The organism is Frankia torreyi, assembly GCF_000948395.1.
Lineage (GTDB): Bacteria > Actinomycetota > Actinomycetes > Frankiales > Frankiaceae > Frankia > Frankia torreyi.
The window spans coordinates 1-15,559 of record NZ_JYFN01000062.1 but is presented as its reverse complement, the minus strand read 5'-3'; the positions used below and the strand labels follow the sequence as shown (position 1 = coordinate 15,559).

The 15,559-nt window shown below is 69.6% G+C and carries 19 protein-coding genes and 1 pseudogene; 18 read left to right on the top strand and 2 right to left on the bottom strand.

The annotated features are described in order from the left end of the window. The first annotated feature begins 141 nt into the window (after positions 1-141). The 5 genes from FF36_RS25985 (at position 142) to FF36_RS25965 (ending at position 6,718) form a co-directional block, all read left to right on the top strand. Positions 142-813, top strand: a complete 672-nt coding sequence (locus tag FF36_RS25985) for a hypothetical protein (RefSeq protein WP_206778481.1) — start codon at positions 142-144, stop codon at positions 811-813. An 11-nt stretch (positions 814-824) separates the two neighbouring features. Next, the gene (locus tag FF36_RS25980) at positions 825-1,034 is read left to right on the top strand and encodes a MerR family transcriptional regulator (RefSeq protein ID WP_044887816.1); all 210 of its coding nucleotides are present in this window, start codon (positions 825-827) and stop codon (positions 1,032-1,034) included. A 192-nt stretch (positions 1,035-1,226) separates the two neighbouring features. Continuing rightward, positions 1,227-1,832 carry a recombinase family protein gene (locus FF36_RS25975; protein ID WP_044887815.1) on the top strand — a complete coding sequence of 202 codons (606 nt, stop codon included), beginning with the start codon at positions 1,227-1,229 and terminating at the stop codon, positions 1,830-1,832. 254 nt (positions 1,833-2,086) lie between these two features. Next, positions 2,087-2,566 (top strand): hypothetical protein, encoded by a 480-nt coding sequence (locus tag FF36_RS25970; protein ID WP_044887814.1) that lies wholly within the window; start codon positions 2,087-2,089, stop codon positions 2,564-2,566. A 3-nt stretch (positions 2,567-2,569) separates the two neighbouring features. Continuing rightward, entirely contained in the window at positions 2,570-6,718 is a 4,149-nt protein-coding gene (locus tag FF36_RS25965) for a phage tail tape measure protein (RefSeq protein WP_044887813.1), read from the top strand. A 12-nt stretch (positions 6,719-6,730) separates the two neighbouring features. Here the strand turns inward: FF36_RS25965 and FF36_RS25960 are convergent, their stop codons facing one another. Continuing rightward, positions 6,731-6,964 carry a helix-turn-helix transcriptional regulator gene (locus tag FF36_RS25960; RefSeq protein WP_052681444.1) on the bottom strand — a complete coding sequence of 78 codons (234 nt, stop codon included), beginning with the start codon at positions 6,962-6,964 and terminating at the stop codon, positions 6,731-6,733. A gap of 169 nt (positions 6,965-7,133) precedes the next feature. Between FF36_RS25960 and FF36_RS25955 the strand changes: the two genes are divergently transcribed. Further along, complete coding sequence (locus FF36_RS25955) at positions 7,134-7,454, top strand: hypothetical protein (protein ID WP_044887812.1); 321 nt, start codon at positions 7,134-7,136, stop codon at positions 7,452-7,454. An 81-nt stretch (positions 7,455-7,535) separates the two neighbouring features. Here the strand turns inward: FF36_RS25955 and FF36_RS25950 are convergent, their stop codons facing one another. Further along, entirely contained in the window at positions 7,536-8,300 is a 765-nt protein-coding gene (locus FF36_RS25950; protein ID WP_044887811.1) for a GntR family transcriptional regulator, read from the bottom strand. Between the two features lie 154 nt (positions 8,301-8,454). Here FF36_RS25950 and FF36_RS25945 point away from each other — a divergent pair, with 154 nt between their 5' ends. From FF36_RS25945 to FF36_RS25890, 12 genes and pseudogenes are all read left to right on the top strand, one after another. Continuing rightward, a complete protein-coding gene (locus FF36_RS25945) occupies positions 8,455-8,670 on the top strand; it encodes a helix-turn-helix domain-containing protein (protein ID WP_044887810.1) in 216 nt (71 codons plus the stop codon). Between the two features lie 93 nt (positions 8,671-8,763). Continuing rightward, positions 8,764-9,117 carry a hypothetical protein gene (locus FF36_RS25940; RefSeq protein WP_044887809.1) on the top strand — a complete coding sequence of 118 codons (354 nt, stop codon included), beginning with the start codon at positions 8,764-8,766 and terminating at the stop codon, positions 9,115-9,117. Further along, a complete protein-coding gene (locus FF36_RS25935; protein ID WP_044887808.1) occupies positions 9,114-9,683 on the top strand; it encodes a hypothetical protein in 570 nt (189 codons plus the stop codon). The genes FF36_RS25940 and FF36_RS25935 overlap by 4 nt, the downstream gene beginning before the upstream one ends. Then, positions 9,680-9,871 (top strand): hypothetical protein, encoded by a 192-nt coding sequence (locus FF36_RS25930; protein ID WP_044887807.1) that lies wholly within the window; start codon positions 9,680-9,682, stop codon positions 9,869-9,871. Before FF36_RS25935 ends, FF36_RS25930 begins: the two co-directional genes overlap by 4 nt. After that, positions 9,868-10,200 carry a hypothetical protein gene (locus tag FF36_RS25925; RefSeq protein WP_044887806.1) on the top strand — a complete coding sequence of 111 codons (333 nt, stop codon included), beginning with the start codon at positions 9,868-9,870 and terminating at the stop codon, positions 10,198-10,200. Before FF36_RS25930 ends, FF36_RS25925 begins: the two co-directional genes overlap by 4 nt. A 237-nt stretch (positions 10,201-10,437) precedes the next feature. Then, entirely contained in the window at positions 10,438-10,950 is a 513-nt protein-coding gene (locus FF36_RS25920) for a Pycsar system effector family protein (RefSeq protein WP_044887805.1), read from the top strand. After that, positions 10,947-12,029 (top strand): hypothetical protein, encoded by a 1,083-nt coding sequence (locus FF36_RS36160; protein ID WP_044887804.1) that lies wholly within the window; start codon positions 10,947-10,949, stop codon positions 12,027-12,029. The genes FF36_RS25920 and FF36_RS36160 overlap by 4 nt, the downstream gene beginning before the upstream one ends. Continuing rightward, positions 12,026-12,280 (top strand): hypothetical protein, encoded by a 255-nt coding sequence (locus tag FF36_RS25910; RefSeq protein WP_044887803.1) that lies wholly within the window; start codon positions 12,026-12,028, stop codon positions 12,278-12,280. The genes FF36_RS36160 and FF36_RS25910 overlap by 4 nt, the downstream gene beginning before the upstream one ends. Next, positions 12,277-14,409 (top strand): P-loop NTPase family protein, encoded by a 2,133-nt coding sequence (locus FF36_RS25905; RefSeq protein ID WP_044887802.1) that lies wholly within the window; start codon positions 12,277-12,279, stop codon positions 14,407-14,409. The genes FF36_RS25910 and FF36_RS25905 overlap by 4 nt, the downstream gene beginning before the upstream one ends. A gap of 175 nt (positions 14,410-14,584) precedes the next feature. After that, a complete protein-coding gene (locus FF36_RS25900) occupies positions 14,585-14,791 on the top strand; it encodes a hypothetical protein (RefSeq protein ID WP_044887801.1) in 207 nt (68 codons plus the stop codon). Beyond that, positions 14,791-14,994 (top strand): hypothetical protein, encoded by a 204-nt coding sequence (locus FF36_RS25895; protein ID WP_044887800.1) that lies wholly within the window; start codon positions 14,791-14,793, stop codon positions 14,992-14,994. Before FF36_RS25900 ends, FF36_RS25895 begins: the two co-directional genes overlap by 1 nt. A gap of 303 nt (positions 14,995-15,297) precedes the next feature. Continuing rightward, positions 15,298-15,559 (top strand): annotated as a pseudogene (locus FF36_RS25890) (helix-turn-helix domain-containing protein); the annotation flags it as partial.

Genomic DNA, 15,559 nt, shown 5'->3' with positions numbered 1-15,559 from the left:
CGGGTCGCGGCCGGGTGTGAGCCTGCCCGGCCGCGACCCGCCCGCCGGGCACAGAAGGTCACAGAAAAGCGGCTAGAAGCCGGATTTTCGGCCCAGCCCATGAGAATCATCACCCAAAGTTACGGAAGGGAGGTCGTGGTCGTGGTCGACGAGGACGGCCCGCGTGCAGGGTTCTGCAACGCGAAGGTCACCCGGCAGGGTGTTCCCGGCTGGTGCCGGAAACGTTCCGGTGCTGGGACATCCCACCTCGGTTCGGGACACTGCCGCTTCCATGCTGGTGAGACCCCGTCCGGCCGGTATGCCGCCGCTCGCGAGCGGTTCGAGGACGACGCGACCCGGATGGTGCGTTCCCGTCGGGTCCGGTTCGGTGAGGTGATCCCCACTAATCCGATGTTCGCCCTGGCCGACGAGGTGGGCCGGTCCGTGGCGTTCGTGATGCTCGTCGAGGACGAGATCCGGCGGAACGGCGGTGCCGTGGACGGTGATGATGTTCAGCTCGTCGACACCGTGGGGACGGCGGATGGTGGGACTCGCACCGAGATCGGCGTCTTGATCCGGTTGTGGCGTGAGGAACGGGCCCACCTGGCGAAGGTCGCGAAAACCACGATCGACGCGGGTGTGATCGAAAGCCAGGAGCGGTTCGTCAACGCCTACCAGGAGAAGTTCATCGGCACGCTCGAAGGCGTCGTCGGTGACCTTGGGCTCGACGTCAACGACCCACAAGTGGTGGGGGTCATCTCCCGGCGCCTCGGGATGCTTGCCGCCCCGTCCAGCCCGGTGGGTATCGGCGGTTCGTTGGCGATGCCGGAATGAGAGAGGTTGAGATGGCGGATGTTGATGTCGTCGAGGCGGTGCCGGGCGACCTGGTGCCGCGGGCTGCGATCCCGGACCGCTGGCCGGTGATCACGGCGAGGATGGCGCGCCGGCTCACCTCCGAGCGGCGGATCCCGAGCTGGACCGTCGGCCGGCGGGTGTTCGTCAGTGCGGGCGATGTGGAGTCGTGGCTTGCTGCCTGCCGCCGGCCAGCGGCATAGCTGGCCGACCCGGGGCAGCGACAGTCACCGGCAGTCACCCCCGGTCCGCCACGGTCGGGTGTTCGTAAGGGGACCGTTCTACGAACACCCGGCCGTGACCGCCCGTGGATCACGCCACCAGCACGATCGGTGTCTCATAAGACCCGTCCGCAAACTGTCGCATTGAAGGGGGGCTATACGTACACTCGGGTCATGACCGACCCCGCCGGCATCCTCGTCGGCTACGCCCGCTGCTCCACCGACGCCCAGGACCTCACCGCCCAACGCGACCGGCTCGCCGAACTCGGAGTCGCCGAGGAACGGATCTACACCGACCACGGCCTGACCGGCACCAACCGCGACCGGCCCGGACTCGACCAGGCCCTCGCCGCCGTCCGCGCCGGTGACACCCTCGTCGTCCCGAAGCTGGACCGGCTCGCCCGGTCGATCGTCGACGCCCATGCGATCGCCAGCGAACTGGAGGCTAAGGGCGTCCGCCTCTCGCTCGGCGGCACGATCCACGACCCGTCCGACCCGATGAGCAAGATGTTCTTCTCGATGCTGGCCACGTTCGCCGAGTTCGAGGTCGACCTGCTGCGCATGCGCACCCGCGAGGGCATGAAGGTCGCTAAGGCGAACGGGAAGCTACGCGGTAAGCAGCCGAAGTTGTCGGCCGCGAACCAGCGGCGGTTGTGCCAGATGCACGGGACGGGCGAGCACACGATCGCTGACCTGGCCGAGACGTTCAACGTGTCGCGGGCGACCGTCTATCGGGTCCTCGCTGCGGCCGAAGCGGCGCGGCCCGGTGGCGGCGCCTGATCTTCCTGGCACCGCCAGAGCGGCCCGCCCTCGACGTGAAGGGGGCGGGCCGAAGCGGTGATGCTTCCCGGATCGGGGAGCGTGGAATGCGGCCGGAAACCGGGCGCATCTACGGCGCGGCAAACCGTCCGAATAGGACACCGACGATACGATTGCTATGGCTCCGGGAGCGTAGCTCCCGCAGGCCGCCGGGCTGGTGAATCCGCCGACGGGCACGCCAATTCCCATTGGCCTGCCCGGAAGCGGTTCACCCGATGCCCATCAACACCCCCCACACGGTCGCAGGCAGCCTGCGGAACATCGCCGCGACCATCGCCCAACCCGTCTGGCACGGACGCCATCCCGGGCCGCTCACCGCCGCCCACGCTGGGAAACTCCGCCGGCTGGCCGGCCGGGTCGAACATGCCATCCGCGACGATGATCCCCGCCTCGACGCGTTCACCCCCCACACGATCGCCGACCCCGCCGGGGGGCATTTCCTCACCAGCCCGCCGGAGGTTGACCGGTTCCTCGCCGAGGTTCCGGAGCATTGGTCCCCGGGCCGTTTCCTGAGCGGGCTAGCCGAGGTGTACCGGACTGCGCCGCCGCCGGCTGAGGACACGATCGCCCAGGTTGTTCGGGCGTTGACGGTGGCCGCCGAGCAGACCGCCGCCGGCCGGATTTCAGAGCATGCCGTCAACGCCGATGGGCAGTTGGTCGTCCGCTATGTTCGCCGGCCCGTTCGGGGGCTGTGACCTATGGCCGTGGTGGGCACCGCTGAGATTCTGATCATCCCGGTCGTCAAAGGTTTCGCCAACATCGGCGCCCAGATCGGAAAACAGCTCGACGGGGTGGGCCTGGCCGCCGCCGGCATGTCCGGGCAGATGGCCGGCGCGGAGAAGACCGCGGCCGGTGCTGCCAGCGAGCTGGGCGCGGCCGGGCTTGCTGCCGCGGGCACCGGCGGGAAACTCGCCTCGGCCGGGGCGGACGCCGGGAAGCTTGAAGGCGGCCTAGGCCGGACACGGCTCGCAGCAACCGCAGCACGGGACGGGTTGAAAGACGCCGAGTCGTCGGCGGCCGCGTTCGGAACCCGCCTGTCCACTGTGGGCGCGACGGCGAGCGGCGCGTTCGGTGGGATGCTCGGCAGCGTCAAAGGCTTCGCGTTGGAAGCAGCGAAGCTCGGAACGCTGTTCGGGGTCGCCGGTGTCGCCGGGGCGATCTACGAGGGTTCGAAGCGGGCAAACGAGTTCGACGCTGCGATCACCCGGCTGAACAGCCAGGCCGGGGTGTCGAAGGAGAAGCTTGGGACGCTGAGCGCCGGTGTGCTCGACCTCGCCGGCAAGGTCGGCGCCGACCCTGATTCCCTCGCAGAGTCGCTGTTCCATGTGGAGAGCAACTTTTCGTCGCTGGGGATCACCTCGACGAAGGCCCTGTCCCTTGTCGAAACCGCCGCGAAGGGCGCCCGGGTCGGCAACGCAGACCTTGTCGATGTGACCAACGCGCTCACGTCGGCGGTCGCCGCGAACATCCCCGGCGTGCAGAACCTCGACGAAGCCATGGGCTATTTGAACGCCACCGTCGGCGCGGGTGACATGTCCATGCAGAACCTCGCAGATGCTATGGGCACTGGCGCTGTGGCGGTCGTGAAGGGCTACGGGCTCAGCATCAAAGATGTCGGCGCCGCCTTGGCCGTCCTGGGTGACAACAACATTCGCGGGGCGCAGGCCGGCACGCAGCTTCGGATGACCGTGCAGTCCCTCGCCGTCCCCGCGAAGGCAGGTAAGGCCGCGCTGGAACAGTTGGGCCTGTCTCAAGACACGCTGGCGAAGGACATGCAACGCGGCGGCCTGAACGCCGCCATCACCGACCTTCACAACCGGTTGAAAGCGGCGGGGATCGGCGCGAACGAAGCCGGGAACGTTCTCACCCAGGCGTTCGGTAAGAAAGCCGGAACCGGCGTGAACATCCTCGTCGACCAGTTTGACCGGCTGCAATCCAAGTATCCGGAGCTGGAGAAAGGCGCCCACGAGTTCGGTGGGGCGTGGGACACGACCGCGACGACAACGAAGCAGAAGATCGCCGACATGAAGGGGGCGTTCGACAGCTTCCTGATCAAAGTGGGGCAGTCGACGCGGGGCATCCAAGGCTCAGCCGCGGACCTTGGGACCAGGGCGTTCGGTGCGATCTCGAAGGGCATCGACAGCGTCGGGATCGCGAACAAGGCCCGCACGTCAGGTGACACGTCCGGCGAGTCGCAGAACATGCGGAAACTCACCGGGGTCATCACCGATGTGTTCCGCGCCGGTGACGCTGCGAAGAAAATTTTCGTGGAGATCGAACCGGCGTTGAAGAACATCGCCAAGGCCGCGGGTGAGGTGGTCGGCGCTGGTATCCATGTGATCGCCGACGTCCTCAAGGAGATCTCGGATCACGGCAGCCTGGCCCGCGATCTGGTCTACGGGATCGCAGGGGCCTTTGTCGCCTACAAGGCGGCGGTGTTGGCAGCGGCAGCAGCACAGAAGATCACGGCTGCCGCCGCCTGGCTTCTCAACGCGGCGTTGGACGCGAACCCGGTGATGCTGATCGTCCTGGCGATCGCCGGTCTCGTCGCCGGTCTGATCCTGGCGTACCGGCATGTCGGCTGGTTCCACGATGCGGTCAACGCGGTCGGCCGGGCGTTGAAAGACGCCGCCCTGTGGGTCGCGCACATGTCCGAAAAAATCTGGCATGGGCTGGTCGACGCCTTCCACGCCGTCGTCGACGCGGCGAAGAAGGTGGGCGGGGCGTTCTCGGATGCGTTCCACGGGGCGGAGCATCTGGCAGGGTCGGTGGGCCATGCGTTCGCGCATGCTTTCGACGCTGTGGAGGATGCGACGAAGGCTGTGGGCCGCTGGTTCCAGCGGATGTGGGACGACTCGGTGCGGATCGTGAAGGGCATGGCCCGCGCGGTCGGCGACGCCTTCCACGATGTGTACGACGCGATCAGCCGGGTGGTGAGCGATGTTCTCGACTTTGTGGGCCGGCATTGGCGGCTGCTGCTGGTTCTGCTGACCGGTCCGTTCGGCCTCATCGTTGTGATCATCGTGAACAACAAGGATCGGATCGTCGCTGCGTTCAAAGACATGTGGGAGGCCGTTTCAGGGTTCGTGTCCCGGCTGTGGCATGACGTCTCCGACTTTTTCAGCCGCATGTGGCATGACGTGACGGATATCGCGTCGAGGGTGTGGCATGACGTTTCCGATTTCTTCTCCCGGATCTGGTCGGATGTGTCCGGGTTCGCATCGAGAATCTGGCACGATGTGGCCGGGTTCTTCTCGCGTCTCTGGTCCGACGTTAGCGGCTTCGCGTCCCGGCTGTGGCATGACGTGGCCGGGTTTTTCACCAGCCTGTGGCATGACGTGACGGGGATCGCGACGAGGCTGTGGCACGACGTCGCCGGGTTCTTCACGAATCTTTGGCATGATGTCGCCGGGTTCGCGTCGAACCTGTGGCATGACGTGGCCGGTTTCTTCACGAACCTGTGGCATGACGTGACGGGGATCGCGGGCCGGATCTGGCATGAGGTGTCCAGCCCGTTCACCAGCCTGTGGCATGAGATGACGACGACGGCATCGAACCTGTGGAAGGACGTGACCGGCTGGTTCGACCGGATCAAAAACGATATCACCAACTCGGTGAAAACCGCCACCGGATGGATCAAGGGCGCGTGGGACGGTTTGAAGGAGATCTTCAAAGCCCCCATCAACTTCCTGATCAACCCGGTCTACAACAGCGGCATCCGGAAAGTGTGGAACGCCTTTGCGGGGATCGTCCACGAACAGCCCCTCGACGAGGTCCATGGCTTCGCCGCTGGCGGGCCGATCACCGGCGGTCGGCCGGGCCGCGACTCGGTGCTGGCGATGCTGATGCCCGGGGAGCATGTGTGGACCGCCGCCGAGGTTGCCGCCGCCGGCGGCCAGCAGGCCATGTTCGCCCTACGCCGGCTGTTCGGCGGCGGCACGCAGGCCCGCGGGATCGGCATGAAGGACGGGGGCGACACCAGCATCCTCGGCACCATCGGCAATGCGATCCTCCACCCGATCGACACGTTGGAGTCCCTCGGCTCCGGCACGCTGGACGTCCTCGGAACCGCGGTGCACTGGGTGCGTGGTGCCCTCGCCGACGCCGCCAGCGCCGCGTTCATCCCGATCCGCGCCGCCGTCAACGCCACCCTGGGCACCGGCGAGGACTGGAAGGGTGCCGCCGGCCGGCTCGCCGAACGACCCATGGACGCCATCGTCAACCTGCTCCGCGGCCAAGACGGCAAAGACAAGGCCGCTGCCGCCACAGCACCGGTCGCCGCAGCCCCCACCGGTGACATCCAGGCGTACGCCATGCAACTCCTCACCCAGCACGGCTGGGCGAACCAGTGGAACGCCTTCAACGCTTTGGAGATGGGTGAGGCCGGCTGGAACCCGGCCGCGCTGAACCGGTCGTCCGGCGCCTACGGGCTGGCGCAGGCACTACCCGCCTCCAAATACGACTCGTACGGCAACCGCAACGACTACCACGTGCAGCTCCGCTGGATGCTTGACTACATCGGCCAGCGGTACGGCAGCCCGGCGAACGCCTACTCGACGTGGCTGTCCCGCGACCCGCACTGGTACGACCAAGGCGGCCCCCTCAAGCCGGGTTTGACGTTGGCGGCGAACGGGACGGGCCGCGACGAATGGGTGGTACCGAAGTCCGCGGTGTCCGTCGCGAGCCGCAGCGGCGGGTACACGTTCGCACCCGGGGCGATCGTGCAGAACATCGACGCGCGGGGTGCGTCGAATCCGGCCGAGTTCGAGCGGATCGTTCACCGCGCCAACGCTGATCTCGTCGCCACGTTGGATCAGATGTTGCAGCAGGGCGTGGGGGCGGTCTGAGCGGGGACCGGGTCAGCCTGTGGTCTGCCGCCATCCGGGCCGGTGCCGGTCCAACCATGCCTCGACGTCGGCGCGCAGCCACAGGCGTTCCTTCTCACCCGCATACCAGGGGGAGGGGAAGTCCCGGTCGCGGCTGATCGTGTGCGCCCGGGATCGGGCGACGCCGAGCAGCTCGCGTAGTTCACCGAATCCGATCAGGTCGGCGGGGGTCGCCGGCCGTGTCTCCGGTCCGTTGCTGCTGGCCATGGATTCGGATGCTGGGCGCGGATCCGGATCCGTGGTCCGCGCTCTTCCTCCGGATCCGGTGACGCGCTAGCGTGTCCGGACCGTCGCGTGCCGTCCCGGATGCGTGACATGGAACGGCCCCGCCCGGTCTGCCAACCGGAACGGGGCCTGGCCGGATGGGAGCCGACCGATGTCCGAAGTATCCCCGTTGTCTGAGCAGTCCGCGACGAGCGACGAGCAGGGCCAGGCCACGCCAGCCGAGGGTGAGCTTTTCGAGCCGTCACCGCAGCGGGGGCGGGTGCCGGCGATGCCGGGCGTCAGCGTCCATTTCTCGCGGCTCACCGGCCGCTATACGGCGATCGTCGACTTGGACACCACCGCGGCGCAGATGACCACCGCGCTGGCCCGGTACCTTCCGGCGGATGTCCGGCTGGTCGAAACCCTCTCGCATGTGGGCGCGACGCTGATCGTGTTTCAGGGTGAACCGGATCCGCCCGGCGGCGGGATCTGAACTCCCTGGCACGAGCAGCGGCCCGCCCCTCGCGTCGAGGGCGGGCCGCCGCGCAGTCGGAGCGGACCCCTACGGGTTCGGCTACGCCTCCGCGGCCCGGACCAGCGGCCGGGCGACCATGAACTTTTCCGAGGACATGCGGGTGTCGTTGACCTCGACGACACGGCCGGACTCGTCATCCGTCACCCGGATGATCCGCAGCAGTGGCACGCTGATCGGCACGCCGAGGATCGACGCCTCGTCGGCAGTCGGCATCCGTGCCGCGTAGTAGTCCACCCAGGACAGCCGTAGGCCCATGTCCTGTTCCATACGGTCGTAGATGCCGCCGGGGCCGGTGTTGATGGCTTCCAGCGGGGTTCCGGCTGCCAGGTCGGCCGGTAGGTACGACGTGGAGATGTGCAAGATCTGGCCGCCGGCCGGGCCCATGCGCCGGTCCCGGATCACCACTTGGGTGTCTGCGGGCACTCCGAGCATGTCGGCGATGTCCCGCGGCGCGGTTCCGCGTGAGAGCACGGGCGGGGCGAGCGCGACCCAGTCGGCGGCGGCCGGGTCGAAGTAGTACCCGCGTTCGTCGCGGTGGACGCCGCGGTTGCGGAGGATGCGCCGCGAGTCCGCGGTGGGGCGGCGGCGGACGAAGGCCCCGCGGCCCATTTGCTTCTCGATCAGCCCTTCGCTGCGCACCACTTCGAGCGCCTGGCGGACGGTTGACCTGGTTGTCGACCACTGCGTGACCAGTCGGCTTTCCGAGTCGATGCGGGCGCCGTCCGCAAGCTCGCCGCCGACGATCTTCTGTCGTAGATCGTCGGCGATGCGCAGGTACAGCGGCCGCCCGAACTCCTCGCTCATGACACGAAGCTACCCGGTGATCACTCAACCTGTCTTGACAGGTCTAGCCGGTTACACAGGTGAGCATTCCTGATCCCACACGTTGACCTGTCTAGACGGGTCAACTACTGTCCTGCCTGTCGAACCGAACGCACACGACAGGAGCCGACAAACCGTGAACACCGAACAGGCGCAGAGCACCGAGGCCGACTCGCTGCTGACGCCCGGCGAGTTCGCCGACGCGCTGCGCGTCGACGTCGCCACCGTCGCCCGCTGGGCCCGGAACGGGGACGTCGACTCGATCGAGCTGCCCGGCGGCAGCCGCCGCTACCGGCGGTCGACGCTCGCCGCGATCCTCGCCGGCCGCAGCACGACCCCCGACGCCGCGTAACCAGCCCCAGCACNAAAACGNCCCCCGCCGGTGTGCAACCACCAGACGAGGGCCTCGACCAGACATCACCTGCACACACAGGAGAGACCAGCCGTGCCCAACATTTTCACCCAGCACCCCGACCTCGTCGAACTCGACCGGCAGCAGCCGGCCGCGAAGCTCGCGCCGATGGACCTCCTCATGGCCGAAATGGCCGCGATGACCGCCACCGCCCAGGACGAAACCCTGCCGTTCTCGACGCGACTCGACGCCGAACTCGCCTACGCCGGAGCCACCGCGGCGATCGACGCCTTCACCGCCGCACTCCGCAGCAGCGGCAACACCCGCTCGACCCTGGACCGGCACCGCCGCCAGATCAGCCCCGGCATGGCCGGCGGTTTCGACCTGGCCGCCGTTCTCATCGTCGACATGCTCGACGCGGAACTCGCCTCCCGAGGCGTCCGATGAGCGCCGCCGCCGTTCACCTCACCCAAGCCCACAGCCGGGGCGACCGCGACGAGTGGGCGATCACCGTCGAGCAGGGCGCCGACGTCGACGACCTCCGCGCCGCCATCGCCGCCATCCCCGCCGGCACGATCATCGGCAGCGCGCAGGTTGACCCCGCCGCCGGCCGGGTCAGCTTCGGCATGGCCGGCCCGCGTGCACCCCGGGTCCGCAGGCCGATCCGTAGGCCGCTGCTCCCCACCTGCCAGTTGGACCCCACCGCCGAGGACATGGCCGCCGCCCGCCTCCACGTCGCCGGCACCAGCGCCATGGGTGTGCTTGCGACGGTCGGCGCCCGATCCGCCGGCCATGTCGGGCTGATCATCGCCGCGGTCCGCAGTGGTAATGCCCATTTCGTTGCCGATGAGCTGCGGTTCCTGCGGGCGCTGGACCTGGCCGCCCAGGAACGCCTCAACATCCTCGACGCCGCCGACGGCGACAGCCGGTCCCGGCCGAAGCCTGTCGAGCGGCCCGCCGCCCTTGCCCTACCCGCCGCCGAGCAGACAGCCGCGAAGGAGATCAGCCGATGAGCGCCGACCAGGTCGACAGCATCACCGAAGCGGCCCGGCTCGCCCGCCAGGCCCTCGACGGCGTTCCCTTCGCCTGGAACCCGAAAGGTGCCGGGGAGGTGCAGAGCGCCGCTCTCGCGTCCATCGCACTGTCCCTGTCGATCCTCGCCGCCCATGTCACCGCCGCCGCCGAGCAGGTGACCCGATGAGCACCGAAGAGCCGCTGTTCACCGCCGCCCAGCTCGAGCCGACCGCCGAGGAACTGGCCAAGGCACGCGCCCGGGTCGCCGGCAGGGACAGGGCGGGCACCCATCTGATCGCCTCGTCGGCTCTGTGCGTCCACATGCCCGCCCTGATCGGCGCCCTGACCATGCCGTACAGCGTCGAGTTCGCCGCCCGCAGCATCCGAGCCCTGATCGCTGCCGCCCGCGCCGTCGAGGAACGCCTCGACGAGTTGGACGCCGAGTTGGATGCCCGGCTCGCCGAGTTGGACGCCCAGAACAGCACCGCTACCGGCCGGCCGAGTGACGTCCGATGAGCGCGGACCAGGGCCGGCCGTGGCCGACCCTCCCCGACCCGGACGGTGACCCCCGCCGCTGGATTGTGATCGTCGACGGTCGGAAGAGCGGGGGCCGCTGATGTCCCGTTTCGCCCGGGTCCGCTGGCTGCGCTGCGACCGCTGCGGCGCCTCCTACACGTCCGAACGGGGCCACCCCAACTGCCCGCGGCCCATCCGGTTCGTCGTTCGCCGCACCATCCGAAAGGAAGGAACCCGATGAGCCGCGTGACCCGCACGACGGTGGAAACCCGGATGCGGACCCGCACCGACCTGATCACCTCGATGCGGGCCGAAGCCGCCCGCTCGGATGGGCAGGTCGGGATCGTCATGGCCGGTGCGACCGCCGCCGCCGGGTTCCTGGTGACGTCCTGGTCGCCGGGCAGCCTGCCGGTCACGGTCGCGGTGCTGTGGTGGATCGGGATGGCCGCCACCGGCGCCGGCATCGCCGCGCTGGGCGGCAGCTTGTGCCCGTCGATTCCGCGGGAGACCGGCGTGCCGGCGGCGGCGTTCCACTGCTGGCATGCCGTCCGCGCCGCCCGCGCCGGGGTGCTGACCGCGGTGCTGGACCGCACGCCGGTCGACATCGACGCCGCCGACCGGCAGACCGAGGGCCTGGCCGCGGTCGTCGCCATCAAGTGGGCCCGTAACCGCACCGGTCTGCGTCTGCTCGGCGTGGCCCTGGTCGCGTTCGCGGCGGCCGGGATCACCGGTCAGGTGGTGGCGGCATGAAATACAAGATCGAAACGGAGGAGTACACCGACAGCCACACCGTCGATGGGGTGAGCGCACCGGTCACCCGCAGCCGCCAGGTCGCCGTGCCCGTTCTCCCGCGGGACCTTGACGTGCTGGCCGCCCGCGCCGTCGTCGCCCTGGTCCTCGTGCTCACCACGGTCTCGATCACCTGGTCGACGGTGTCCATCGCCCATCTGCTCCGGGGGACGTGGACCGCGTATCTCGCCGGTGGGGTGTTCGACCTGGCGTGGTGCGCGGCGTTGGGGATGGCGTTCATGGTCCGGTTCCGCCCGGACCGCCGGGCGATCGTCGACCGGGTCGGCTGGGCGCTGCTCGCGGTGACCGTGACCGCGATCGGTATGGAGGGCTACCGGTCCGGTGGGCTGGCTGTCGCCGCGATCGGCGCGTCGGTCAGCGTCGCCGCCAAGGCCCTGTGGTGGACGTTGGGCAGGGTGACCCGGCCGGAACTGTCCCCGGACGATGCGCAGTGGGTCGCCGCGCAGATCTCCACGGCCAGCGCGCAACTCGCCGTCGCCTCGGTCCGCCGCCAGGTCGCCCGCGCCCAGGACCGGGCGGCCGCCGAGCTGCTGGCGATGGAAGCGTCACGGCGGCCGCCGCACGGCACCGTCGACGTGCACGCCACCCCGAACATCCCCGCCGCCCCGGCTGCCATCCCCGCCCCCGAGGTGCTGCCCGCCCCGGCGGTGGCCGTCGCCCCGGACACGACGCCCAGCATCGCCGAGAAGACCCCTGTGGCCGCCCTGGAAGCACCCGACCAGGCACCCGGGAGAACAGCACCGGACCAGGCGAAACGGCTATCCCCGGGGCACCCCGGGGCGCGCCCCAACCGGGGTGTTGCGATCCCCCCCGCCGCCCGGGGCACGGCCGCCCCGGCACGGTCGGACAGCGAACTGCTCGACGCCCTCGACGCGCTCGGTGAGGCGGCCGCCGGCCTGTCGATTCGCGGCGCCGCAACCCATCTGGGTGTCGGTCAGGTCCGCGCCAAAAGGTTGCTGTCCGAGCACGCCGCACGCCGCCAGCCGCTGTCACTGGTGAAGGACGAGGCGGCGGGATGAGCGGCGACGTCCGCGGCGACCTTCGACGGCTCCGCTGGTATGTCGCGATCGGCCTGGGTCTGCTCGCCGCCGTCGTCCTGGCCCTGCGCGTGGTGGGCCTGGTCGTCGCGGTCGTCGTCACCACCGCCGAACGGGTTGATGTCGCCGCCGCTACCGCGGCCGGTATCCGCCCCCTCGGCGCCTCCACCTGGCTTCTTCCCGCTGACATGCCGGTCCCCGGCTGGACCCCGAGAGGAGACGACGACCGATGAGCACCGAGTACGCCGAGCCGGGACGCGGGGGCACGGTCGTGGCCGGCCCGTGGACACCGACCGTCGAACCCGCCGACACCGTCGAGGTTGCGGAACCGGCCCCGGTGGCGGCAGGCGAAGTCCTCCCCGCCGCCCGGCCGGCGCCGCTGCCCGCCCGCACCCGCATCGCCGACCCGATCCGCCTGCCCGCCTGGGTAACCAGCCGCACCGTCGCACGGGCCACCGCCCGGCACAGCGCCCGGGTCGCCGGACGGGTCGCGGTCCGCTCGACGTGGCGGGCCCCCGAAGCAGTCGCCCGCGGAAGCTGGCGCGCCGGCCGGTTCTGGTGGTCCTGGGTCAACGCCGAAGACCTCGCCGTCGAACTCCGCGACGCCGACAGCGGCAAGCTCGGCAAGGACGTGTTCGTCGTCCGTGACCATCGGAAGGTCCGCTGGTACATCACCGGCAGCGCCCTCGGTGGCACCGGCATCGCCGAAGCCATCGGCGCGGTCATGGCCGGCGAGTGGGTGCCGGCACTGTCCGGGGTGGTGGCGATCAGCGCCGCCGGGATCGCCGGCCGCCGCCGCCGGGCAGCCGGCGCGCCGCTGGTGGCCGGCATCGAACGGGAGACCAAAGCCGACCTGGCACCCGCCCATCTGAACGATGCGTTCCGCGCCGCCGGTCTGCTCCGTGGCGCGGACAGCAGCCTCGTGCTCCGCGCGCCGATCGTCCGCGACCGGCTGGACCGCGGATGGGAAACCCTCATCGACCTGCCCCGTGGCGGCGGGAAGACCGCCGCCGACGCGATCGGGAAGTTGCCGACGATCGCCGCGGAACTCAGCGTCGACGAAATCCAACTGGTGATGCGCAGGGTCCGCGCCCACGAGGGAGGCCACGGCCGGCGGCTGTCGCTGTGGATCGCCGACGACGACCCGTACATCGGCAAGCCCACCCCGTCGCTGCTGATCGACGTCGAACGGTTCGACTTCTGGAAGGCCGTGCCGTTCGGGCAGGACGCCCGCGGCAACCGCATCGACATCCTGCTGCTCTGGCAGTCGGCGTTCTTCGGCGGTCTGCCCCGGCGGGGGAAGACGTTCTCCATGCGGCTGCTCGTCGCCGCCGCCGTCCTCGACCCGTGGACTCAGCTTTGGCTGGCTGACGGGAAGGGCGGCGCCGACTTCCGCGCCGTCGCCCAGGTCGCCCACCGGTACGTCTCCGGCGCCGACCCGGATGATCTCGAAGCGTTCGAGGCGATGCTCGACGCGCTGATCAGCGAGATGTCCCGCCGGTTCGCGCTGCTCGCGAGCCTGCCGTCATCGGTGTGCCCGGAAGGGAAACTCACCCCGCAGATCATGCGTCGATACAACCTGCCACTGATCCCGTTCGTGATCGACGAACTTCAGGAGTACTTCGAGGCCGTCGAGGAAGAGAAGGACCGGCAGCGGATCATCGGGAAGCTCGCGCGGGTCGCCCGCCGCGGCCCGGCCGCCGGGATCATGCCCGTCTACGCGAGCCAGCGGCCCGACGCCAAGTCGGTGCCGACGAAGCTCCGCGAGATCGTCACCTACCGGTACTCCACACAGGTCACAGACAAAACCAGCTCGGACATGGTCCTCGGCGACGGGAAAGCGAAAGCCGGCGCGGACGCCTCGATCCTGTCCGAGGAACACAAGGGCGTCGGGGTGCTGGTCACCGGGCCGGCGTCGTTCGTCACCGTCAAAGCCGACCTGTTGGACAACCCTGAGTTCGAAGTGATCTGCCAGCGTGGCCGTGCCCTGCGCCTGGCCGAAGGCACCCTGACCGGGCAGGCATGCGGGGACATCGGCGCCGCCGCCACCCAGACCGGCTACACCATCCCGCAGATCATCGGCGACGTCATGGAGGCGTTCGGACAACGGTCCCGGATGTGGACCGAAGACCTCCTGCCCGCGCTGGTGAACATCGACGAGGACACCTACGGCGAGTGGGACAGCACCAAGCTCGCCGCGGAACTCGACGACGCCGGCGTCGTCCGCACGATGAAGCAAGTGAAGATCAACGGTGAGAACCGGGCCGGCTGGCTACTCCGCGACATCGAAGGCGCCATCCCCCCCGAAGTCCTCGCCGCCCGCCCGGTAGAGGGGGCCCCATCTACCCCGCCGGCCGGCTGACCCCCCGCTACCCACACCGACCCGCAGGCCCAGACGTAGAGGGCCCCCACTACCCCGGTAGCGGGCCCGGTAGAGCCCTCTGACCTGCGAAGTAGAGCCGGTAGAGGGGTCCAGACCCCACAGCGCACCACCCCCGCCAGGGCCGTCCTGGCGGCATCCCGAGAGGAGACACCCGATGGGCAAGAAGAAGATCAGCGGCAGTCCGACGGACGCCGTCGAGGCGGTGCAGGCGTTGGGCGGCCTGATCTCTCCGGACATGGCCACCTGCGTCATCTGCGGGCCGTCGTGCCGCTGCGCCGAGGTCGAGTTCGGCTCCGACGAGTACTTCGCCCGCCTCGACCGGGTTCACGGCCGGACCGACACCGCTAGCGGTGGCCGCTGATGGCCGGCGACCTCACCCGGGACCAGGTCGACGCGGTCATCACCTCAATCCTGGAGGGCCTCGACCGCAACGGCTACCGGGAAGCCGTACTCGCCGACGTCGACCCGGCCAAGCTGCCCGCCGTCCTCGCCGCCGAAGCCCGCGGCCGGCAGGACATGAAGGCCCGCGGCTACGAGTACCGCGGACGGCGGGGCCGGCGATGACCGCCGTCTGCCCGCGGTGCCGCGGACCCCGGATGGTCGGACATGGCCGCGGCCGCGGGCCGTGCCCTGCCTGCAACGCCACCGCTGGTGGTGTCGGCGACCAGGTGGCCGGCGTCGCGCAACGGGCACTCGACGGGCTGATCGGCCGCCGCCGCGACGTCGACGGCCGGCAGACCACCACCAGGGCGCACCGGTTGGCGACCGAGACGACGACGACTAGTAGACCGTCGCTGTTTAGTTCTGGGGTGTGGCAGGCTGGTGTTGGCAGATCTTCCTCGTCCCCTCTGCCGGTCAGGACAAGTCATGCCGTCACAGAAGAAGCGGCCGGTCACCTTGACCGCGGCCGATCGTGAAGCGTTGGTTCGGGTCACCACCACGGGTGTGCATCCGGCCTCGATGATCAGGCGGGCGCAGGTGCTGCTCGCGTTGGACACCTCGACCGGCGAGGTTGATCCTGTCGAGGTGATCGCGGCACGGCTGGGTGTCTCGGGTGAGACGCTGCGGCTGGTCGCCAAGCGGTTCGCCGAGACCAGCGGCGACATCTGGGCCACGGTCGGGCGCAGGC

Bases quoted from the DNA above. Each gene is read 5' to 3' on its own strand.
- FF36_RS25935 (WP_044887808.1), top strand. From the start codon at position 9,114: ATGAGCGCCGCCGCCGTTCACCTCACCCAAGCCCACAGCCGGGGCGAC.
- FF36_RS25920 (WP_044887805.1), top strand. From the start codon at position 10,438: ATGAGCCGCGTGACCCGCACGACGGTGGAAACCCGGATGCGGACCCGC.
- FF36_RS25925 (WP_044887806.1), top strand. From the start codon at position 9,868: ATGAGCACCGAAGAGCCGCTGTTCACCGCCGCCCAGCTCGAGCCGACC.
- FF36_RS25955 (WP_044887812.1), top strand. From the start codon at position 7,134: ATGTCCGAAGTATCCCCGTTGTCTGAGCAGTCCGCGACGAGCGACGAG.
- FF36_RS25895 (WP_044887800.1), top strand. From the start codon at position 14,791: ATGGCCGGCGACCTCACCCGGGACCAGGTCGACGCGGTCATCACCTCA.
- FF36_RS25910 (WP_044887803.1), top strand. From the start codon at position 12,026: ATGAGCGGCGACGTCCGCGGCGACCTTCGACGGCTCCGCTGGTATGTC.
- FF36_RS25965 (WP_044887813.1), top strand. From the start codon at position 2,570: ATGGCCGTGGTGGGCACCGCTGAGATTCTGATCATCCCGGTCGTCAAA.
- FF36_RS25900 (WP_044887801.1), top strand. From the start codon at position 14,585: ATGGGCAAGAAGAAGATCAGCGGCAGTCCGACGGACGCCGTCGAGGCG.
- FF36_RS25975 (WP_044887815.1), top strand. From the start codon at position 1,227: ATGACCGACCCCGCCGGCATCCTCGTCGGCTACGCCCGCTGCTCCACC.
- FF36_RS25905 (WP_044887802.1), top strand. From the start codon at position 12,277: ATGAGCACCGAGTACGCCGAGCCGGGACGCGGGGGCACGGTCGTGGCC.
- FF36_RS25960 (WP_052681444.1), bottom strand. From the start codon at position 6,964: ATGGCCAGCAGCAACGGACCGGAGACACGGCCGGCGACCCCCGCCGAC.
- FF36_RS25950 (WP_044887811.1), bottom strand. From the start codon at position 8,300: ATGAGCGAGGAGTTCGGGCGGCCGCTGTACCTGCGCATCGCCGACGAT.
- FF36_RS25970 (WP_044887814.1), top strand. From the start codon at position 2,087: ATGCCCATCAACACCCCCCACACGGTCGCAGGCAGCCTGCGGAACATC.
- FF36_RS36160 (WP_044887804.1), top strand. From the start codon at position 10,947: ATGAAATACAAGATCGAAACGGAGGAGTACACCGACAGCCACACCGTC.
- FF36_RS25930 (WP_044887807.1), top strand. From the start codon at position 9,680: ATGAGCGCCGACCAGGTCGACAGCATCACCGAAGCGGCCCGGCTCGCC.
- FF36_RS25980 (WP_044887816.1), top strand. From the start codon at position 825: ATGGCGGATGTTGATGTCGTCGAGGCGGTGCCGGGCGACCTGGTGCCG.